This window comes from Nocardioides glacieisoli, from assembly GCF_004137245.1.
Lineage (GTDB): Bacteria > Actinomycetota > Actinomycetes > Propionibacteriales > Nocardioidaceae > Nocardioides > Nocardioides glacieisoli.
In genome coordinates, this window is sequence record NZ_SDWS01000007.1 from 240,256 (window position 1) to 260,782 (window position 20,527).

General features: G+C 71.2%; 18 protein-coding genes. 7 read left to right on the forward strand and 11 right to left on the reverse strand.

What is annotated here, in order from left to right; all coding sequences use genetic code 11:
* The first annotated feature begins 19 nt into the window (after nucleotides 1-19).
* From EUA06_RS16240 to EUA06_RS16250, 3 genes are all read left to right on the forward strand, one after another.
* A complete protein-coding gene (locus EUA06_RS16240; protein ID WP_129477670.1) occupies nucleotides 20-1,252 on the forward strand; it encodes a fatty acid desaturase family protein in 1,233 nt (410 codons plus the stop codon).
* Between the two features lie 587 nt (nucleotides 1,253-1,839).
* The gene (locus EUA06_RS16245; RefSeq protein ID WP_129477672.1) at nucleotides 1,840-2,085 is read left to right on the forward strand and encodes a hypothetical protein; all 246 of its coding nucleotides are present in this window, start codon (nucleotides 1,840-1,842) and stop codon (nucleotides 2,083-2,085) included.
* Between the two features lie 82 nt (nucleotides 2,086-2,167).
* Nucleotides 2,168-3,652 (forward strand): hypothetical protein, encoded by a 1,485-nt coding sequence (locus EUA06_RS16250; RefSeq protein WP_129477674.1) that lies wholly within the window; start codon nucleotides 2,168-2,170, stop codon nucleotides 3,650-3,652.
* A gap of 10 nt (nucleotides 3,653-3,662) precedes the next feature.
* Here the strand turns inward: EUA06_RS16250 and EUA06_RS16255 are convergent, their stop codons facing one another.
* Both EUA06_RS16255 and EUA06_RS16260 read right to left on the reverse strand, forming a co-directional pair.
* Nucleotides 3,663-4,592, reverse strand: a complete 930-nt coding sequence (locus EUA06_RS16255; RefSeq protein ID WP_129477676.1) for an oxidoreductase — start codon at nucleotides 4,590-4,592, stop codon at nucleotides 3,663-3,665.
* Nucleotides 4,589-5,431, reverse strand: coding sequence for a maleylpyruvate isomerase family mycothiol-dependent enzyme (locus tag EUA06_RS16260; RefSeq protein ID WP_129477678.1), 843 nt, complete (start codon nucleotides 5,429-5,431; stop codon nucleotides 4,589-4,591). Before EUA06_RS16260 ends, EUA06_RS16255 begins: the two co-directional genes overlap by 4 nt.
* A gap of 152 nt (nucleotides 5,432-5,583) precedes the next feature.
* Here EUA06_RS16260 and EUA06_RS16265 point away from each other — a divergent pair, with 152 nt between their 5' ends.
* Together EUA06_RS16265 and EUA06_RS16270 are read left to right on the forward strand one after the other, a co-directional pair.
* Nucleotides 5,584-7,293 carry a hypothetical protein gene (locus tag EUA06_RS16265; RefSeq protein WP_129477680.1) on the forward strand — a complete coding sequence of 570 codons (1,710 nt, stop codon included), beginning with the start codon at nucleotides 5,584-5,586 and terminating at the stop codon, nucleotides 7,291-7,293.
* A 148-nt stretch (nucleotides 7,294-7,441) separates the two neighbouring features.
* The gene (locus tag EUA06_RS16270; protein WP_129477682.1) at nucleotides 7,442-7,654 is read left to right on the forward strand and encodes a DUF6458 family protein; all 213 of its coding nucleotides are present in this window, start codon (nucleotides 7,442-7,444) and stop codon (nucleotides 7,652-7,654) included.
* A gap of 16 nt (nucleotides 7,655-7,670) precedes the next feature.
* Here the strand turns inward: EUA06_RS16270 and EUA06_RS16275 are convergent, their stop codons facing one another.
* From EUA06_RS16275 to EUA06_RS16295, 5 genes are all read right to left on the reverse strand, one after another.
* On the reverse strand, nucleotides 7,671-8,276 hold the full coding sequence (locus EUA06_RS16275) for a response regulator transcription factor (RefSeq protein ID WP_129477684.1): 606 nt from the start codon (nucleotides 8,274-8,276) through the stop codon (nucleotides 7,671-7,673).
* Nucleotides 8,273-9,331 carry a sensor histidine kinase gene (locus EUA06_RS16280; protein WP_129477686.1) on the reverse strand — a complete coding sequence of 353 codons (1,059 nt, stop codon included), beginning with the start codon at nucleotides 9,329-9,331 and terminating at the stop codon, nucleotides 8,273-8,275. The genes EUA06_RS16275 and EUA06_RS16280 overlap by 4 nt, the downstream gene beginning before the upstream one ends.
* Nucleotides 9,328-10,116: an ABC transporter permease gene (locus EUA06_RS16285; protein WP_129477688.1), complete on the reverse strand. Its 789-nt coding sequence runs from the start codon at nucleotides 10,114-10,116 to the stop codon at nucleotides 9,328-9,330. The genes EUA06_RS16280 and EUA06_RS16285 overlap by 4 nt, the downstream gene beginning before the upstream one ends.
* Complete coding sequence (locus EUA06_RS16290) at nucleotides 10,113-11,030, reverse strand: ABC transporter ATP-binding protein (RefSeq protein WP_129477690.1); 918 nt, start codon at nucleotides 11,028-11,030, stop codon at nucleotides 10,113-10,115. The genes EUA06_RS16285 and EUA06_RS16290 overlap by 4 nt, the downstream gene beginning before the upstream one ends.
* Before the next feature lie 247 nt (nucleotides 11,031-11,277).
* Nucleotides 11,278-13,152: an acyl-CoA dehydrogenase gene (locus EUA06_RS16295; RefSeq protein ID WP_129477691.1), complete on the reverse strand. Its 1,875-nt coding sequence runs from the start codon at nucleotides 13,150-13,152 to the stop codon at nucleotides 11,278-11,280.
* Between the two features lie 261 nt (nucleotides 13,153-13,413).
* Between EUA06_RS16295 and EUA06_RS16300 the strand changes: the two genes are divergently transcribed.
* Together EUA06_RS16300 and EUA06_RS16305 are read left to right on the forward strand one after the other, a co-directional pair.
* Nucleotides 13,414-14,316 (forward strand): sulfite exporter TauE/SafE family protein, encoded by a 903-nt coding sequence (locus EUA06_RS16300; protein WP_129477693.1) that lies wholly within the window; start codon nucleotides 13,414-13,416, stop codon nucleotides 14,314-14,316.
* A gap of 132 nt (nucleotides 14,317-14,448) precedes the next feature.
* The gene (locus EUA06_RS16305; RefSeq protein WP_129477695.1) at nucleotides 14,449-14,907 is read left to right on the forward strand and encodes an RrF2 family transcriptional regulator; all 459 of its coding nucleotides are present in this window, start codon (nucleotides 14,449-14,451) and stop codon (nucleotides 14,905-14,907) included.
* 15 nt (nucleotides 14,908-14,922) lie between these two features.
* Here the strand turns inward: EUA06_RS16305 and EUA06_RS16310 are convergent, their stop codons facing one another.
* The 4 genes from EUA06_RS16310 to EUA06_RS16325 all read right to left on the reverse strand — a co-directional run bounded on the left by EUA06_RS16310 (nucleotide 14,923) and on the right by EUA06_RS16325 (nucleotide 20,493).
* The gene (locus tag EUA06_RS16310) at nucleotides 14,923-15,459 is read right to left on the reverse strand and encodes a hypothetical protein (RefSeq protein WP_129477697.1); all 537 of its coding nucleotides are present in this window, start codon (nucleotides 15,457-15,459) and stop codon (nucleotides 14,923-14,925) included.
* 58 nt (nucleotides 15,460-15,517) lie between these two features.
* Nucleotides 15,518-16,150, reverse strand: a complete 633-nt coding sequence (locus EUA06_RS16315) for a DUF2461 domain-containing protein (protein WP_129477699.1) — start codon at nucleotides 16,148-16,150, stop codon at nucleotides 15,518-15,520.
* Nucleotides 16,147-19,527, reverse strand: coding sequence for an AfsR/SARP family transcriptional regulator (locus tag EUA06_RS16320; RefSeq protein ID WP_129477701.1), 3,381 nt, complete (start codon nucleotides 19,525-19,527; stop codon nucleotides 16,147-16,149). Before EUA06_RS16320 ends, EUA06_RS16315 begins: the two co-directional genes overlap by 4 nt.
* 129 nt (nucleotides 19,528-19,656) lie before the next feature.
* The gene (locus tag EUA06_RS16325) at nucleotides 19,657-20,493 is read right to left on the reverse strand and encodes a trypsin-like serine protease (RefSeq protein ID WP_129477703.1); all 837 of its coding nucleotides are present in this window, start codon (nucleotides 20,491-20,493) and stop codon (nucleotides 19,657-19,659) included.
* Nucleotides 20,494-20,527: the final 34 nt, after the last annotated feature.

A 20,527-nucleotide genomic window follows, 5' to 3' on the forward strand; every position in this document is an offset into this window, starting at 1 on the left:
CGACCCCCAGGAGCTCGACATGACCACGATCCAGAAGAAGGCCGTCCTCGGCCAGGCCAACCCGATCGCCCACCTCACCGAGGCGGACATCGAGCAGCTCGGCATCGAGCTCGACGCGATCCGCCAGGACATCCTCGACGACCGTGGCGCCGACGACGCGGCCTACATCCGCCGCGTGATCGACATCCAGCGCAAGCTCGAGCTCGGCTCGCGCGCGGTGCTGCTCTTCAGCGCGTTCCCGCCCGCGTGGGTGCTCGGCACGCTCGGCCTGAGCGTCTCGAAGATCCTCGACAACATGGAGATCGGCCACAACATCCTCCACGGCCAGTGGGACTGGATGCGCGACCCCAAGATCCACTCCAGCACGTGGGAGTGGGACATGGCCTCGCCGGCCGAGCAGTGGAAGCACAGCCACAACGAGCTCCACCACACCTACACCAACGTCATCGGCAAGGACAACGACCTCGGCTACGGCATCATGCGCGTCGACGAGGACCAGCCGTGGACCCCGGCCTCGCTCGCCCAGCCGGTCTTCTGCTTCATCAACGCCGTCTTCTTCGAGTACGGCATCGCCGCCTACGACCTCGAGCTCGGCTCGGTCATCGCGAAGAAGCAGACCAAGGACCCCGACTTCCGCCGCCGCGCGAAGCAGGTCCTCGGCAAGATCCGCAAGCAGGCCACCAAGGACTACGTCGTGCACCCCGTCCTGTCGATCCCGACCGGCTCGTTCCTGCCGACCCTCGCAGCCAACTTCACCGCCAACATCGTGCGCAACCTCTGGTCCAACTCGGTCATCCTCTGCGGTCACTTCCCCGAGGGTGTCGAGACCTTCGAGAAGCGCTCGATCGAGGGCGAGACCAAGGGCGAGTGGTACGTCCGCCAGATGCTGGGCAGCGCCAACATCTCCGGGTCCAAGGCCCTGCACGTCATGACCGGCAACCTGTCCCACCAGATCGAGCACCACCTGTTCCCCGACCTGCCGTCCAACCGCTACGCGGAGATCGCGCCCAAGGTCCAGGCGCTCTTCGAGAAGTACGACCTCACCTACTGCGCCCGTCCGATGCCCCAGCAGGTCGCGTCGGCCTGGCACAAGGTGATCCGTCTGTCGCTCCCCAACGGCTGGTTGGCCACCACGAACACGCGCAACGCGCCCCAGCAACTTGCCATCCTCTACAAGATGGCGACCGGTGACCGACGTACGCGTCGCCTGCTCGGACGCAAGCTGGAGAGCGAAGCACGGGCCGCTGCCTGACGGTTTCCACACTCTTTGCCACTTCTTGCCACGGAATCCGCTGGACTGGACCTCCGTACCGATTGCGGATCATCAGTAGTTGTACGGATGTATCAGGAGCACACTGGGACCATCCTTCCTATCAACGGGATATCGATCGTGGGGATCGAGACACGGATGAACCAGACAACACATCAGGGAGGCACCCGATGATCAGGGTCGGTGCAGTGGGGCAGAAGGACCGGCCGGCGACGGCCACGACGTCGTACGACGTCCGTGCGGAGACGCCACAGCCGGTGATCCCGCGCCAACGTGGCGCGGTGGACACCAGCTCGGCATCTCGACCGCCGGCTGCCTGACCTGGTCGCGGCGACCTCTTTGGGGAGAGGTCGCCGCGGCACGGTTCTCATGGACCGGCTCACGCTTGCGTGAGCCGGTCCTTCGGCGTGTCCGGACGGGTGGTGCCACACCTCGGTCCAGCGGTCTGGACCGTCTTCCGAAGACTTCCCGAAGGGTTCGCCTAGTCGCCTCCGCCGCCCTCGGGCGCTCCTAGCCTTGAGGGTGTGGCGGTCCGTGGGGGGCCGCTCCAGGCATCAGAGGAGTCCGCAATGCGGAGGCACAAGAACGACAGCAGCGAGACCTGGGACGTCGCGGGTCGGATCAAGGCACTCGAGCAGTTCAGCGGTCCGCTCGTGGTGCGGCCGCGGGCCGAGGCCGACGCGATCCCGGTCCATGAGTCGGCGCCGGTCCGGGTGCCCGTGCCGAGCCGCTCGCGGATCTTCGTCCGCGGGGCCGAGGGCTTCGGCGCCTACGCCGACCTCACGGTGACCGCACCCCGTCCCGCGACCGACTGAGCGACTGACCAGCTCGACCATGATCGCCGGCCACCGGCCGAGCCTCCCCGGGGAGGGCCATCGGCTCGCCTAGGGTCTCCCGGTGGTCTGGCTGGTCGGTGCGCTCCTCCTGCTCTGGCTCGCCTGGGGTCCGATCGTCCTGCTCCTGGCCGCCGTGCTCCTGTGCGTCCCGCGCGTCCGCTGGTGGGTGCAGGACCGCGCGCAGCCCGACGCCCGCTCGGTCGGCATCGTGGCGGCGACCGTCACCGGACTCGTCGCGGCCATGGTCGCGATCCCCGACGGCTGGCTGCCCATCCCGCCGGCTCCGGGCGCGTGGGCCGTGCCGGCCTACGTCGGCCGACCGGCCGCGCCGCACCCGATCGCCACCGAGGCCCCGCAGAACCCGCACCGCGCCGCCGGTGTGCCGGCCTCCCGGCCCGGGCCGCTCGGCCTGCAGCCCGAGGTGGACACGGCGTGGCTGGGCACGCAGCGGTGCGGCGACCTCGCTCCCACCTCGTCCGGCGTGCTCGTCGCCCGCTGCACCGAGGGCCCGACCTCGCTCCTGCGCCTCGTCGATCCGGAGACGCGCAGGACCACGGCCACGCACGACCTCGGCGAGGTCGACGACGACGCGGCGTGCGCGGGCGACGCGTTCTACGTCGACGACCGCGACCGCGCGGTGGTGGCCGCCGAGCGCACCGTGTCGGCGTACGGCACGGCGGGGTCCGAGCTCGACGTCGACGGCACCTGGGACCTGAAGCCGTGGATCCCCTTCGGCGACTGCGTCGTCGGCATCGCCCCGGACTGGGCGGGCCTGGTCTGGTGGGTGTCGCGCGACGGACTCGTCGGCACGATCGAGCCCGCCTCGGGTCGCGTCGCCGTCCTCGACCTGGCCGAGCCGGTCCGTCACGGCCTCGCGGTCGATGAGGGAGGTGCGTACGTCGTCTCGGACGCCGCGCTCCTCCGGCTGGCGGCCGGCGCGGACGGCACGCCGGAGGTCCGCTGGCGCACCGGGAACGCCGACAGCGGGTCAGCCCCCGTGCTGCTCGACGGTGGAGTCGTGGCCGTCACCGACGAGCAGGAAGGGCGGCTGGGGGTGGTCTTCCTGGCCCGCGACTCCGGGGCGGCGCTCTGCCGGCAGGCGGTCTTCGGGAAGGGTGCCGGTGCCACCGACAGCACGCTCGCGTCGCTCGGCCGTGGCGTCGTGGTCGCCAACAACCACGGGTACTCGTCACCGCGGAGCACCCTGCTCGGCTTCACGAGCGACCCGGGCATCGCGCGCGTCGACCTCGCGGAGAGCGGGTGCGTGCTGCGCTGGACCAGCGACGCGGTCTCGCCGAGCTCGGGCGCGACGGCCAGCTGGCCCACCGGGCTGGTCTACGCGTGGACCAAGCGACCGTCGCTCACCGGAGTCAGCGCCTGGTACCTCACCGCCCTCGACGCCGTGTCCGGCCGCGCGATGTGGAGCGTGCGCACGGGCACGGGGCTGATGGCCGGCAGCGACGGCTCCCGGATCACCCTCGGCGCCGACGGCTCCGCCTGGCTGGGCACCCTCGCCGGCCTGGTCCGCGTCCGCGACCGCAGCTGAGCAACGCCGGTCAGGGCCAGGTGAGGCCCACCGTCTCCTCGCTCAGCTCCCAGAGCCGCCGCTGCGCCATCTCGTCGCGCGCCAGCGGCGTCGACCCGACGATGCGGGGTCGCCCACCGGCCTGCCCCGGGCCACCCGGTCCGACGTACGTCCCTCCCGGCAGGTCGGCGGTCGCCGCCATCAGGGCCGGCCACGCACCGGCCTCCGCGGACTGCGAGACGGCCTTGACCGCGGCGTCGAGGATCGCCGCGCCGCGCGCCTCGATGCCACGCATCTGGCCGTTGACGACGAGGTGGGTGCCGGCCAGCCCGGGGTGGGCGGCGAGCGCCGACACCGGCAGCCCGGCCCGGCGCAGCCGTCGGTCGAGCTCGTGCGTGAAGAGCAGGTTGGCGAGCTTGGTCTGGCCGTAGACCATCCACCGGCTGTAACGCCGCCCGGCCCGCGGGTCACCGAGGGGCGCCGACCGTGCCATCCGGTGGGCCTGCGACGACAGCGTCACCACCCGGCCCGCGCCGGACGCGACGAGCTGGTCGAGCAGCAGGCCGGTGAACAGGAACGGCCCGAAGTGGTTGGTCGCCATCTGCGACTCGAGCCCGTCGGACGTGCGGCGCAGCGGCGGGGCCATGATCCCGGCGTTGTTCACGAGCAGGTGGACCGGGCCCAGACCGGCGGCAGCGGACGCTCCCTCGCGCACGGACCCGAGGTCGGAGAGGTCGACGACGACCGTGTCGAGCCGGGCCTCCGGGACCCTGGCCGTGATGGCCTCGGCGGCCGCGTCGAGCTTCGCGGGCGTACGACCTGCGAGCGCGACGCGGGCACCGTGGCGGGCGAGCTCGAGGGCGGTGTGGAAGCCCAGCCCGCCCTGCGTCGGGCCGGTGACGACGGCCGTGCGCCCGGTCAGGTCGCCGATGTCGTCGATCGTCCAGGCTGACTCGCTCACGGCGTCACGCCCATCGCGGCCACCACGCGCTCGCCGAGCCCGGTGTCGCCCGACATGCGTACGACGCCGGGCTCGGCGGCCCGGCGCCCGCCGGCCAGCACGATGAAGGTCTCGCGGTCCATGCCGAGCGTGACGGCGGGCGTCGCGTCGTCGGGCGTCGCGTCGTCGGGCGTCGCGACCCGGCCGCGCCCGTCCTCGCCGACGACGGCCGACACGGGCTCGTGCCCGTCCACCTCGAGGCGTACGACGTCGCCCGACGGCGCCTGGGCGCGCTTGCCGACGATGAAGGGCAGGCTCTCCATCAGGTAGGTGGCGCTGTGGAGCGCGGGTGCCGAGTCGAGGTTGCCGGGCATGCCGAGCGCACGGCGCACGTCCTGCTCGTGCATCCAGATGTCGAGCGGCCGGTTGCGCAGGAGCAGTCCGGTGGTCCAGCCGATCGCGCCGAACAGGCCGGGGGCGGGGACCGATCCGTCGGTCGGCGGGTCGGCGAGGAGCTGGGTGTGCCGGGCCGTCGTGGACTCGCGGATCTCGGTGATGAGGTCGTCCGGCGTCTCGTCGCGACGGACCACGACGCCCTGCTCGGTGAACTGGCCCATCGTCCCGATCGCGTGCGGCGCGTCGCCGATGTCGACCTCCTCGTGACGCCGTCCGGCGAGGAGCGACTCGAGGTGCGCGGTGTGGGCGGCGACGGCGTGGACGTCCCACCCCGGCAGGTCGGTCGGGGTCGCCCATTGGTCCTCGTCGACGTGCTCGAGGACGCGGGTGAACGAGTCCACCGCCTCCCACCACACGGCGACGAGGGCGGCGAGGCGGGCCCGATCTGGGGTGGCGTCGGTCATGGGCGAAGCCTAGGGCTCACCCGTAGGGGTCATGGCGGGACACACGTTCACCCAATCCCTCCATTCCGCACCGCTGGGAGATGCTCGCCGCCTAGCGTCAGTGGCACCGACCGGGCCGAGACGCGGCGCAGCGGCCTCACTGGGGGAACTCCATGTCCGCACGTCTGCGTCGGCCTGCCGTCGCACTGATCACGACCACGCTTGCCGCCGGCGTCCTGGCCATCGCGCCCGCTGCCAGCGCCGTCGACGGCACCCTCTCCGGCACCGTGACCGGCCCGGGCGGCGCCCTGCTGGGTGACGTGCGGGTGGAGCTCTACCAGTTCGACACCGAGGACGGTCGCTGGCGCGACACCGGTGACTTCACGGACACGGGCTCCGACGGTGCCTACACGTTCAGCGTGCCGGAGGGCGAGTACGCGGTCGGCTTCGACGACTACACCGACACCTACGCCGCCGAGTTCTACAACGACGCAGACGTCGTCGAGGATGCTGACCCGGTCACGGTGCCCGGTGCCCCACTCGCCACCGCGCTGGTCCCTGCGGCCCACGTGACGGGCACGGTCCTCTACCCGAACGGCGACCCGCTGACGTTCGCCACGGTGGTCGCCTACCGCCCCGTCGTGGTCGACGGCGAGACCGAGTACCGGCAGGTGGGCTTCGACCACACGGCTGGCTTCTTCAACCCCGATGCCCTTCCCGGCTCGTACGACATCGGCGGGCTGCCGGGTGGCGACTACCTGATCGAGTTCGAGGCGTACGCCCCCCAGGGGATGCACGCCTACGCGATCGAGTACTACGACAACGCGCCCAACCGCTACGTCGCGGACCTGGTGACCGTCGCGGACGGCGGGACCCCCGACGTGCCCATCGACGCCCAGCTCGAGCTCGACTCGGAGATCTCCGGCGCGGTGTACGACACCACGAGCGGCACCCCGACTGACAACGGCACCGCCGTGGTCTACGCCAAGGTCGACGACGCCTACCTGGAGATCGAGGAGGTGGACGTCCAGTCCGACGGCAGCTACGTGATCGACGGCCTGTCCGCCGACACCTACTACGTCCGCTTCCGGGCGGACGTTGCCGGGGGCCGGGCGCAGGAGTACTGGGATGACCAGCCCAGTGTCCTGACCGCGACCGGGATCGAGCTCGGTGTCGGTGAGACGGAAGGCGCCATCAGTCCAGTCCTCGCGTTCGGGCAGAACCAGTCCCCCTCGCTCCAGCCGGTGACGGACCCGACGATCTCCGGCACGCCCCAGGTCGGCTCGACCCTCACCGCGTCGCCCGGCACCTGGTCACCCAGCCCGACCTCGATCCGCTACGCGTGGTTCGCCGGTGAGGAGCTCCGCCAGGACACCTCGTCGAACACCTACGTCCCGGTCGTCGCCGACATCGGCAGGGAGATCTCGGTCGACGTCTACGTCACTGCGACCGGATACGACACCAGCCGCGGATCCGCGGTCGCGTCGGGCGTCGTCGTCCCCGCGCCCGCCCAGCCGGTCGTGACGACACCCGTCGTCGTCCCGTCCGTCGTCACGCCCCCGGTGGTCACCCCGCCCGTGGTCGACGTCGCGGCCGGCCTCGCGGCCGGCCTCGCGGCGGTCCTCAAGGGCGTGGACACCTCGGGCAAGCCCAAGGTGGGCAAGACGATCAAGGTGACGGGCCTCGACGCGATGTTCCGCGCCAGCACCGCCGTGTCGTACAAGTTCCAGTGGTACGCCGGCACCAAGAAGATCAAGAAGGCCACGAAGTCCAAGCTGAAGGTGACCAAGGCGATGAAGGGCAAGAAGCTCGCGGTGAAGGTCACCGCGACCGCTGCCTCGACGTCGAGGTCGGTGAAGCTCAAGGTCGGCAAGGTCTCCTGACCCGACCCTGACGACCACCGGACGGCGCAACCCACCCCTGAAGGGGACCGGGTTGCGCCGTCCGCACGTCCGGCGGCCCTACGCTCGTGGCGAAGGGTCGGTCCCGAGCCGGCCACGCCTCGACACACCATTGAAAGAGGGAGTCGTCATGGGAATCGGCATCGGCATCCTGCTGCTCGTCCTCGGTCTGATCATCCTGTTCGCCATCAAGGAGTTCCCGGCCGCCGTCCAGGACGTCGTCGACCCGACGACCGTCGGCTGGATCCTCCTCATCGCGGGCGTGCTGTCGCTCGTGCTCGGCCTCGTCATGAACAACCAGCGCTCGAAGACCACCCACGTGGAGGAGCGCCGCGAGATGTGACCTCGCACCGAGGCCGCTAGAGCCACCCGCGGTCCTGCGCGATCCGCGCGGCCTCGCTGCGCGTGGTCGCGCCGGTCTTGCCGATCGCGGCGGACAGGTGGTTGCGCACCGTGCCCTCCGAGAGGTGCACCCGCGCGGCGATCGCCGCGACCGGCGACCCGTCGAGGGCGTACGTCAGCAGCTCGCGCTCGCGGCCGGTCAGCGGGCTCGGGCCGTCGATCAGCGACTCGGCGGCGAGGTCCGGGTCGATCACCCGCAGCCCGTTGTGCACCCGGCGGACGGCGTCGGCGAGCTGTCGCGACGGCGTGTCCTTGACGACGAAGCCGGAGGCGCCCGCCTCGATGGCCCGGCGGACGTAGCCCGGCCGGCCGAAGGTCGTCACGATCAGCGATCGCACGCCCGGCAGCTCGCGCCGCAGCGCCGCGGCCGCGTCGATGCCGTTCAGCCCGGGCATCTCGATGTCGAGCAGGCAGACCTCGGCCTCGGAGGCGCGGGCCGCCTCGACCACCTCGTCGCCCCGGCCGACCTGGGCGACCACCTCGAGGTCGGACTCGAGATCGAGCAGCGCGGCCAGCGCACCGCGTACGAGCGCCTGGTCGTCGGCGAGCAGCAGCCGGATCACGGGAGCGCCACCCGGACGCGGGTCCCCGGGCTCCCGGTCGAGACGTCGAGCGTGCCGCCGGCACCGCCGACCCGCTCGCGCATCCCGCGCAGCCCGTTGCCCTCGGCGCCGGTGCAGCCGGCACCGTCGTCGGTGACGGTCATGCCGTCGCGGCCGAGCTCGATGACGACGGAGCGTGCCTGCGCGTGGCGTACGACGTTGGTGACCGACTCGCGCAGCACCCAGGCCATCAGCGCCCGGTGGCGCGGGTCGGTGTCGGCGACGTCGCCGACGACGGTCGCCGAGATGCCGGCATCGGCGAGCACCCGGGGTGCGGCGGCGAGCTCGGCCTCGAGGTTGCCCGCCCTGAGTCCGCCGACCGTGGCACGCACCTCGGCGAGTGCCTGGCGGGCGGTGGCCTGGATCGACTCCAGCTCCTCCTTCGCGCGCTCGGGGTCGAGGTCGATGAGCCGGGCCGCGAGCTCGGCCTTGACCGACAGGGCGGTCAGCGAGTGGCCGAGCACGTCGTGCACGTCGCGGGCCACCCGCTCGCGCTCGGCGACCAAGGCGTGCTGGCCGCGCGCCTCGATGGCGAGCTGCTCGCGCTCGCCGAAGAGCCGCAGCATCACCGCCCCGAGGATGATCGGCCAGAGCATCAGGAAGAAGTAGGTCGGGAACCCGTCGATGTCGAGCAGGGACAGCAGCGGCACCACGAACCACACGCCCACGGCCCACTTCCAGGCCGGGCTCGGCAGCTCGAGGGCCGACAGGATCGCAAGGTAGGGCGTGAACGAGATGACGCTGATCCCGATGACCGGCACGGTGGCGAGGGAGAGCACGACACACACGGCGAGGCACACCCAGGTGCTCCTGTGGTGCGAGTAGCCCAGCACGTTGGCCACCGCGAAGCCGGCGATGCAGAGGAAGGCGACCGCCTTGCCCGCGACCGGCACCGAGGACTCGGTGACGGCGACGATCGGGAAGACGAGGAAGACCAGCCAGATCGCTGCGAACGCCCAGCCCCACTTCTCCCAGGGGTTGTCCGGGAGCTCCTCCGCGGCTGCTTCGCCGGTCACGTGCGCGCCCGGCTCCGGCGTATGCCCCAGAGGGCGAGGGTCGCGAAGATCACCGTCCACGCGAGCACGTTAGCGACCGGGAGCCACAGCGGGTCGTGGTCGCCCATAGGGAGCCACCCGTCGGTCTGCGGATAGTGCGCCAGGGCGGCGAAGCCGTACATCGGTGTCAGCCGCCCGATGTCGAGCATGAGCCCGTCCATCGGCGTGAACAGGTTGCCCAGGAAGGCCATCACCACGATCAGGCCCGACGCGATGCCGGGAGTGTTGGGGCCGCGGAACACCAGGCAGATCGCCAGGCCGTAGATCGCGAACATCGCCGATCCGATCCAGATGATCACCCCCGACAGCAGCCAGTCGGTCGCACTGCCCGATGCCCCTGTGAGGGCGCCTACGGCGAAGACCAGCGCCACCGCGACCGCCGCCACCGTCATCGCCACGGCGGCCTTCATGGCGACGATCGCCAGCGGACGGAGCGGGGTCAGGGCGAGCTGGCGGCCCCAGCCCATCGTCTGCTCGACCGTCGCGGTGCCCGCGACCGTCGTCGTGGCGGTCACCGCGGCGTAGGTCGCCATGGAGGTCATGACGTACATCGCGACGTTGCCGCTGCCGACGCGCTCGTCGGACCCGAGCCCGAAGACGACGTACATGAACGACGGCAGCGCGACGATGAAGAACATCCCCACGCGGTCGCGCAGCTGGCGCCTGAGGTCGAGGCCGACGTACGTCGCCAGCGCGGGGCGCGGGCGCCGGGTCGCGGCGGGGACGGCGGTGGTCGTGGCGCTCATCGGGTCGCTCCGGTCAGGTCGAGGGACATCGGGGAGGGTTCAGCCGTGGCCGGCGCATCCCCGGTGAGGGCGAGGAAGGCCGCCTCCAGGCTGGCGCTCGACACCTCGACGCCCGTCACGCCGAGGGGCGCGAGGGCCTGCTCGACGCGGGCCAGCCACGCGGGGTCGAGCCCGTCGGGGCGTACGACGTCCTCCGGCGGGCGGAACGAGACCGTGCGCCCGCCGAAGGAGGCTCGGACGTCGGCGGTGGGGCCGTCGGCGACGATGCGCCCGCGCGCGATGAGCACCGTGCGCTCGGCGAACTCGTCGGCCTCGGCGAGGTAGTGGGTGGCGAAGACGATGGTGCGGCCCTGGGCCGCGTCGGCGCGCATGGTGTCCCAGAAGTGCTGGCGGGTGGCGACGTCCATGCCCGCGGTCGGCTCGTCGAGGATCACCAGGTCGGGGTCCGGGACGAGCGCGAGGGCGAACTTGAGGCGCTGCTGCTCCCCGCCGGAGCAGGCCTGCACGCGGCGGTCGGCGATCTCGGTCAGCGCGGCGCGCTCGATGACGGCCGCGACGCGGTCGCTGCGTCCGTGGGTCGCAGCGATCGCCCGGACGGTCTCCTCGACGGTGAAGTCGGGAAGCAGGCCGCCGGTCTGCATCACCGCGGACACCCGACCTGCCCGGACGGCCCTGCCGGGGTCCGTGCCGTAGACCTCGACCGTGCCCGCGTCGGGGCGGGTCAGCCCGAGGAGCATGTCGACCGTCGTGGTCTTGCCCGCCCCGTTGGGCCCGAGGAACGCGACGATCTCGCCCGGCGCGATGGTGAGGTCGACACCGTCGACCGCCACGACCGTGCTTCCGTCCGTGGCCCGGAAGGTCTTGCGCAGGCCGGTGGCACGGATGGCGGGCGTTGAGGCGGCGACGTCGATCATGGGCCCAGCCTGTCGCCGTACGTCCCTGCCCGCACGGGCCAGAGGTCACGACCTCGCCGTGACACCTGTCATCGCACTACTCGCCGTCCACCCGAGCGGTGGTCCACCCACATTCCCAGTGCCGAGAATGTGGCTGGAGCACCGCTGGACTGAGCGCCACGCCGACCTGGACGCACGAGCGGTGGCCCACCCACGTTCCCCGACCGGGGAATGTGGCTGGACCACCGCTCGATGGTGGATCAGTCGGTCAGAAGGAGGCCTCGTCGAGGTCCATCAGGTCGAGGTCGATGCCCTCGGCAATGGCGCGCTCGGCGCTGATCTTCGGCAGGTTGGTCTGCGCGAAGAACTGGGCCGCGGCGACCTTGCCCTCGTAGAACGCCTTGTCCTTGGCCGACACCTCGCCCGACAGCTTCTGCAGGGCGACCTCGGCCTGGCGCAGCAGCAGCCAGCCGCAGACGACGTCGCCGAGCACCATCAGCAGGCGCGAGGTGTTGAGCCCGACCTTGTAGATGTTGCGCAGCTCCTCGGCCGACGACATCAGGTCGTTGATCATGTGCCCGACGATGGCGTTGGCGTCCTCGAGCGCGGTGGCCAGCAGGGCCCGCTCGTTCTTGAGGCGACCGTTGCCGGCCTCGGAGGCGATGAAGCCCTCGATCTCCTTCGCGAGGTGCCCGAGCGCCTTGCCCTGGTCCTTGACGATCTTGCGGAAGAAGAAGTCCTGGCCCTGGATCGCGGTGGTGCCCTCGTAGAGCGTGTCGATCTTGGCGTCGCGGACGTACTGCTCGATCGGGTACTCCTGCAGGAAGCCGGAGCCGCCGAACGTCTGCAGCGACTCGGTGCCCAGCAGCACCCACGAGCGCTCCGAGCCGTAGCCCTTCACGATCGGGAGCAGCAGGTCGTTGACGGCTGCGGCGAGGCGGGCCTCGTCGGAGTCCGAGGTGCCCACGTGCTCGGCGATCATCACCTGGTCCTGCCACGTCGCGGTGTAGAGCACCAGCGCGCGCATCGCCTCGGCGAACGACTTCTGCGTCATCAGCGAGCGGCGTACGTCGGGGTGGTGGGTGATCGTGACGCGGGGAGCCGTCTTGTCGGCGGCCTGCGTCAGGTCGGCGCCCTGGACGCGCTCCTTGGCGTAGTCGAGCGCGTTGAGGTAGCCGGTCGAAAGGGTGGCGATGGCCTTGGTGCCGACCATCATCCGGGCGTTCTCGATGACCTGGAACATCTGGGCGATGCCGTCGTGGACCTCGCCGAGCAGCCAGCCCTTGGCGGGCTCGCCGCCGCCGACCTGCGGGTCGCCGAAGGTGACCTCGCAGGTGTTGGAGACCTTGATGCCCATCTTGTGCTCGACGTTGGTGACGTAGACGCCGTTGCGCTCACCCGTCAGCTCGCCGGTCTCGAGGTCGAAGTGCTGCTCGGGCATCCAGAAGAGCGAGAGGCCCTTCGTGCCCGGGCCGCCCGCGCCCTCGACGCCCTCGGGGCGCGCGAGCACGAGGTGCATGATGTTCTCGCTCATGTCGTGGGTGGCGCTGGTGATGAAGCGCTTGACGCCCGTGATGTTCCACGAGCCGTCGTCGTTGGCGACTGCCTTGGCGCGACCGGCACCCACGTCGGAGCCGGCGTCGGGCTCGGTGAGCACCATGGTGCAGCCCCACTGGCGGTCGACCATGAACTGGGCGACGGCCTTGTCGCGGTCGTTGCCGTTGCGGTGCACGACGTTGGCGAACGCGGGACCCGCGGCGTACATCCAGACGGGCGCGTTGGCGCCGAGCACCATCTCGCCGATCGCCCAGATCAGCGACGAGGGGGCGGGGGTGCCGCCCATCTCCTCGAAGACCTGCAGGCGCCAGAACTCGGAGTCCATCCACGCCTGGTAGGACGCCTTGAACGACTCGCTCACCGGCGCGGTGTGCGTGGCGGGGTCGAAGACGGGCGGGTTGCGGTCGCTGTCCTCGTAGGACGCGGCGATGTCCTCGCGCGACAGGCGCTCGACCTCGCGCAGGATCTCGCGCGCGCTCTCCGCGTCGATCTCGCCGAAGGGGCCGGTGCCGAGGACCTCGTCGCGGCCGAGGACCTCGAAGAGGTTGAACTCGATGTCGCGGAGGTTGGTCTTGTAGTGGCTCACGTGCGTTCCACCTGTTCCATGTGCGAGCGGTCTCTGGTCACGGCTACTGGTCGGTTTACTGGCCGGTAACAAGATCATGCCTCGCGGATCGACGCCGCGCAACACGAATGGCCGATGTCGCCGGTCACAGCCGTCGCGTGGCAGGACGCGCCGAGGAGGCGCGAGGAGTTGCCTATCACTCCGACTATCTCTACTGTTTCACCCGACAAACCACAGACACTCGATCTACGCGTCTTACAGACCAGCGAAAGGAGCCGCGCGATGCGCAAGCTCATCGTTCTCGGCATCGTGGGCCTGATCGCCCAGCTGATCGACGGAAGCCTGGGCATGGCCTACGGCGTGACGTCCTCGACCCTGCTGCTCGCCGCCGGCGTCGCGCCGGCCGCGGCCTCCGCCGCCGTCCACTTCTCCGAGATCGGCACGTCGCTGGTCTCCGGCGCCTCGCACCACAAGTTCGGCAACGTCGACTGGCGCACGGTCTCGATCCTCGCCCTGCCGGGCTTCGTCGGCGCCTTCCTCGGCGCGACCCTCCTGTCCAACATGGACGCCGCGGTCGCCAAGCCCGTCGTCGCCGTGATCCTGCTCAGCCTCGGCTTCTACGTCGTCTACCGCTTCCTCCGCCTCGGCGGCCAGCGCCCGACCTTCAAGGGTCACCCCTCCGCGCTGTTCCTCGCCCCGATGGGCCTCGTCGCCGGCACGCTCGACGCCGTCGGTGGCGGCGGCTGGGGTCCCGTCGGCACCACGTCGCTGCTCTCGAGCGGTCGCCTCGAGCCGCGCAAGGTCGTCGGCTCGATCGACACCTCCGAGTTCGTGGTCGCCGTCGGCGCCTCGCTCGGCTTCCTCTTCGGACTGGGCTCCGCCGGGATCAACTGGGGCTACGCCGGTGCGCTGCTCGCCGGTGGCGTCATCGCCGCTCCCATCGCGGCGTGGCTGGTCAAGCACCTCGCGGCGCGCGTCCTCGGTGTGGCCGCCGGTGGCCTGATCATCCTCACCAACTCCAAGACGCTGCTCGAGGCCGTCGGCGTCCCGGGTGTCGGCGTCGCCGTCGCCGCCGCCGTGATCTTCGTGCTCTGGATCTCCGGCATCGTCTGGGCCGTCAAGCAGGAGCGCCTCGCGAAGGCGGCAACGGCTGACGAGCCGGCGCTCGAGTCCGCCCCCGCCTGACCTGCAACCACCGACGTGCATGGTCGTACGCCGTCGCTCCCGCACCTCGCGGGGGCGACGGCGTACGAACATGTGGGCCGGCCTCGCGGCAAGCACCACTGTCTCTGGGGACATATCTGACAAACTGCACCTATGCGCGTCTCCGCCAAAGCCGACTATGCCCTCCGGGCCCTGATCGAGATCGCGGTGCGCACCGACGGCACGGCCGTCAGCGCCGAGCAGCTCGGCAAGGCCCAGGGCATCCCGCACGGCTTCCTCCAGGCCATCCTCGCCGACCTCCGCCGCGCCGACGTCGTGGTGTCGCAGCGCGGCCAGTCGGGAGGCTGGCGCTTCGCGCGGGAGCCGCGCACCGTCACGGTGGCCGACGTGATCCGCGCCGTCGACGGGCCGCTCGTGTCGGTCTACGGCCTGCGTCCCGAGGCGGTCGAGTACGACGACTCGGCGCAGGTGCTGCAGCACGTCTGGATCGCTGCCCGCAGCTCGCTGCGCGCGGTCTTCGAGCAGGTCAGCATCCAGGACCTCGCCGACGGCAAGCTGCCCGAGGGCGTCGCGGCCCTCACCCGCGACGAGGACGCCTGGCAGCCGCACTGACAGCCAGGGCGCGTCCTAGGCGGCCAGCCGCTTGTTGACCTGCTTGCGCCTGCGCGAGATCTTCCGGAGCCTCTTGTCGAGGCGGGCCTCCTCCTCGATCAGCGCGATCCGGGCGACCTGCGCGGCGAGCTGCTCGGCGCCGAGGTTGTCCGGCAGCACGTGGACCCGGTCCTCCTTGACCAGCGACAGCCAGGCGGCGGGCGGCTGGACCGCGAAGCCGCTGGTCACCACGAGCACCACCTTGAAGCCGGGGAGGCCGTCGAGGGCGAGCGCCGCCTGCTCGGAGGACGCGTCGAAGAAACCTGGCGCGCTGACGAAGACGTCGGCCTTGGCCTTCCAAGCCTTGCGGCACACCTTCGCCCAGGCGCCCTCGACCTCCTTGCGGCTCATCCCAGCGGCCTTGTGGGTGCGGGTGATCTCGATGCCGGCGAGCTCGAGGACCTCGGGATCGACGTCGGGGGTGGCGATCCGGCCGAGGTCGAGGCTCTCGCGCATCTCGTCGAGGTCAACCGTGTCCGGACCGAGGTGGAGCAGGAACAGTCTCTTGGCCATGGCGCCAGCCTTGCCGCTGCGTACGTCGTCCGTGTGAACGTGGGTCGAACACTGCCGGTCAGTCGACCCTGATCGCCCGGAGCCAGCTGACGAGCGGGCGCAAGGTCTTCCAGTCCGCGCGGACCCGGTCGACGAGGCCCGCGTCGATCGCATCGGACTCGAACCCGTAGGACTTGTTGGCGATGAGCTGCTTGCAGCGGAGCAGCTCGATCCGCGGGTGGTCGGCGTCGTAGCCGCGTGGCGAGGTCTTGAGCCGGTCGCCGCCGATCTCGAAGCCGTCCTTCTCGAGCCTCTTCAGCAGCCGCTCGAGCGCCTTGCCGGTCTTCTCGTCGGCCATCGCCTCGCGGATCGCCGCCAGCCGTGGACCGTCGGCGTCGTAGAAGCCGCCGCCGACCCTGGTGCCGCGCGCGGATATCTCGACGTACCACCCGGTCGACGGCCCGGCGCCGACATAGGCACCCTGGTGGGTCTTGTAGGGAGTCTTGTCCTTGGCGAAGCGGACGTCGCGGTAGGGCCGGAACACCTTCGGCGGGCCGAACTCCGGCTCGAGCTCGGCGACGAGTGCCTTCATCGGCGCCTCGACCGCGTCCTTCCACACCGGCTTGTTGGCCTCCCAGAAGGACTTGGTGTTGTCCATCTCGAGGTCGTCGTAGAAGTCGAGCGCGGCGACGGGGAATCCGGTGAAGCTCACGTCACCCGACGGTAGTCGATGGGCGTACGACCCTCAGTGGCGTCGGCAGTCAGCAGGTCGAGCGCCCAGGCGACGGCATCGTCGGCCGACCACGACTCGCTTTCGGCCTGCAATCGCGCGAACGTCTCCTCGCCCAGGGAGGAGATGGCGCTCTGCACCGACGCTCGGACGTATGCGAGATCCTCTGCGTTGGGGATGCTGTCCATGCGGCGCCAGCTGGCCATCGCCATTCCGGTCAGCAGTGCTGACGCGGTCGGACGTTCGGCCGCAGTCAGCCGCGCGAGCTGGTGGAAGACCTGTGCGAGAGAGCCGTTGAGTCGCACCGCGAGCAGTCCGGGCGCCGAGTCGACCGCGAGCCCCCAGGCGCGCGCGTGGTCACCCCTGAGAGAAGCGAGCTGGGCTTCGGTGAGGGCCAGCATGTCGAACCGGTGGAGGTCACCGATGCGTGCGGCGGCGGCGCGCGCTGCCGCGAGCGGCCCTGCGGCCTCGCGGTGCCGGCCCGCGTCGATCAAGGCCCTGGCGAGCGATCCCTGGACGCGGGACGTGAGCCAGTCCTCGCCGATCTCGGTGGCCAGGGAGGCTGCCTCCTGGGCCCGCACGACTCCCCAGTCCGCGGAGAGGCCGACGTCTGGTCCCAGGAGCGTGCCGTAGGCGAGCAGTGCCGCCAGCGGAGCGGGGTCCCCTGCAGCGCGCAACCGCTGCTCCGCCTTCATCATCGCGTCGTAGACCGTCAGGCACTCGGTCTGGGTGTCCCAGATGCGTCTGAATTCCCAGTAGGTCAACCACCCTCGGCGCGGTGAGCCCGGTGGCAGGCCGGCCGAGGTGCGGGCGAGGTAGTCGAACGTGTGGTCGCCGACCTCGTGCCATGCCTCGGCGAGACCGATGATGATGTCGGCGGCCGACTCGACGCCGCCCGGGCGGCGTAACGCCCACGCGAGGGCGGCTTCGATGTTGGCTCGTTCGCGACGCACGACGGCGGACGCGCGAATCATGTTCCCGTGGCGGGGGTGCAGCTGGCGGGCCAGCTCGACGAAAGCGCCGAGATGGAGGTCGCGGGCCTCGTCCGCCCGGTCCGACACGTCGAGCCGTTCCAGCGCGAACTGCCGGATCGTCTCCAGCATCGTGACGCGCGGGGCGGCGTCGTCGGAGACTCGGACCAGGCTGGCCTCGACGAGGTCGAGGACCGTCGCGGTCGGGTCACCGTCGCTGCACGGGAACCGCGCGACCATCTCGAGGTCGACACCGCCCACGAAGAGGGCGACGACCTCGAGCATCTCCTGCTGCGCGGTCGTGAGCAGGTCGAGCGACCATCCCGCGAGGGCGCGCAGGCTGCGCTGGCGGTCCGGTCGGCCGATGCCGCCCGACACCAGGTCGAGGCTCGACTCGAGCTGGCTCGCCAGAGCCTGCGGTGAGAGCTGTCGCGATCGCGCGGCCGCGAGCTCGATCGCGAGCGGCAGCCCGTCCAGGCGACGGCAGATCCGGGCCACGGCTTCACGATTGTCGGCGTCGATCTCGAAACCCGGCCTGGCCAGCTCGGCGAACGATGCAAAGAGGACGGAGGCGTCCGCGCTCACCCCGGAGTCCTCGAGTGGCTCGAGGGTGTGCACGCGTTCGCCGGCCACGCCGGTCGGGCGCCGCGAGGTGGCGAGGATCCGCGTCTCTGCCGTGGCAAGCAGGCGATCGACGGCGACAGCCGCCTCCGGCAGCTGCTCGAGGTTGTCCAGCACCACGAACGTGCGCTGCTCGCCCAGGTGCGCGGCAACCCCCTGTTCGTCGCGCGCGTCGGCGGGGAGGTCCAGGGCGGCGCCGATCGCAGCCCAGGCCTCGTCGAGCGTGGTGGCTGCCTCCAGCGCGACGAAGTAGACGCCTCCCGGGAACGACCCACCGATGTGCTCGGCCACCTCGACCGCCAGCCGGGTCTTGCCGGTGCCACCCGGGCCGACCAGCGTGGTGACGCCGCGACCCGACCGGGTCGCCTCATCCACCAGCGTCGCGAGCTCGGCGCGACGACCGACCAGAGGGACGGTCGTGCGCGGGAGCATCGTGCGACCGCCGAGCGAGCGGGGCGGCGGGAACGACGTCCCTGGTGGAGCGACCTGGTGGAGGTGCTCGGGGACGACGACCTCCGGCAGCCGGTGGATCCCGAGATCCGTGATCGCCAGGCCGTCCGCGCCAAGCAGTGCCGGGTCGAGGTGCTGGACCGTCGGCCCGGTCAGGACCACCTGGCCCCCCGCGGCGGCCTGGGCAACCTGGACGACGCGGTGCACGTCCGCGCCGATGTAGTGCTGGTCGACCACGCGAGGCGTGCCGGTGTGCACGCCGATCCGCACGTGGTCGGCCGGCACCCCGGCCACGTGGTGGTCATCGAGCGAGCGATGCGCCGCGATTGCGGCGCGGACCGCCTCAGCGGCGCTGGGGAAGGCGGCGAGGAGGCGCTCCCCGTCGGTGGGGACGGTGAGGCCGTGGTGGGCGGAGAAGGTCGACCGCAGCAGGTCCCGGTGTGCCAGCACGGCATCGCTGTACGCGTCCCCGAGCTGGCTCTCGAGCGACGCCGGCGAGTCGAGTGCCGTCGCCAGAAGGGTCAGCTCGCCCGTGGGGAGGACGCCGGTCGAGCTGCTCAGCGACGGTGCGTCGGTGAGGATCGCGCGCTGCAGCGCCTTGAGGGTCGGGCCGGGCTCGAGGCCGAGCTCCTCGCGGAGCTGGTCGACCACCTCGGCGTAGAGGGCGAGCGCGTCGACGGCGCGGCCCTGTCGGTAGAGACCCGTCATCACCGCCGCCCTCAGTCGTTCTCGGAAGGGGAGCTCGCGCACCCGGTGGGCCAGCTCGTCGGTCAGCCGGTCCAGCTGCCCGGCGTCGAGGAGCGCCTCGGCGAGGTGCTCCAGCGCCGTGGCCCGCAGCTCGGTCAGCCGGGCCGACTCCACGCGGGCGAAGGCGTACTCCTGCAGGTCGGCCATCGCGTCGCCGCGCCACAGGGCCAGGGCCTCGTCGAGCGAGGCGATCGCGTCCACGGCCCGACCGGAGCTGCGCAGGCCCATCGCCACCGCGACGAGCCGTTCGAGCACCAGCGAGTCGACCCGCTCCGCTGCCAGCTCGATGCGGTAGCCGCCGCCCATCGACGCGATGGCCCGGGCGCCGAGCCGGGCGCGGAGGTGGGAGACGTACACCTGGAGCGCGTTGCGGGCGCTGGCCGGGGGTGTGTCTCCCCACAGGTCGTCCACGAGCCGGTCGACGGTGACCGTGCGCCCGGCGTCGATGGCGAGCCTCGCCAGCAGCGCCCGCTCGCGAGGAGCCAGCGTGACTGCGCCGCCGCCCCCGACGACCTCGACCGGACCGAGGAGCCGGACCCTGGGCTCGTCGGGATCGGCGCTGGTCCCCACCTCGCACCCCCGGCCGAGCCGGTCGGGCGCCTGGCTCGTGGTCGCGATCGTAGGTCGTCGCGGCCCGGCCCGACAGCCGATGCCCGGGACATCGGCTGCCGGGCTAGACCCGTGCGCGCCATCCGGTCCTCAGTCGTGGAACTGCACTCCCACGGTCTTCAGGAAGTCACGGGCGATCGTGGTGTCGACCCGGTAGGTCTGGTCGATCGCCTTGCACGGGAGGTCGCCGGTCGTCGTGATGGAGACGATCGTCCCGTTGGGCGCGAAGTGCGGGCCGCCGGAGTCGCCGTAGCAGGTGCCTCCGTTGCCGGTCGCCTGGTTCATCGAGTACGTCGCGAAGTCGCGGTTGACCGTGGTGAGCGTCTGGTAGGCCAGCATCCGGCGCTTCGGCGACAGGAAGGACTGCGTCGACTTCGTCCGGGTCTCGCGCTCGATGCCGTAGCCGACGGCGATGAACGCCCGGTGCTGCCGGCGCAGCCCCTTGTCGTCGAGAGCCCCGACAGGTGCGAGAGTCCCGTACGTCTCCCGGATCACGTCCGCATCCAGCACGAAGGCGCCCACGTCGTAGCGGTAGTGGGCCGAGCCGAAGTACTTCGGGTGCGGCACGGGAGTGCCCGCAAGCTTGGTCACGGTCGGGTCGACCGTCCAGTCGCCGTCGGCGTCGATCACCTCGTCGAGCGTGAACCAGATGGTCGTCCCGTACTCCTCCGGGAACTCCTGTGTCTCCATGCAGTGGCCGGCAGTCAGCACGACCCGCGGGGTGACGAGTGTCCCGGTGCACAACTGGGACAGGTAGGTCTCGCCGCCCGGAGGTGTCACCTCGATGAGGAACGACCCGACGTAGGGGTGCCGACCGGCGTCGGCCTCGCCGTACACGATGGCGTGGGCAGCCGTGGGCACCAGAAGGGCGAGCAGTGCGGCGGTTGCAGCAGTCGCACGCGCGTGGCCGGATCTCAGGAAGGACATGAGGTTCTCCTCTCCGCGTCGCCCGGGTGACGAC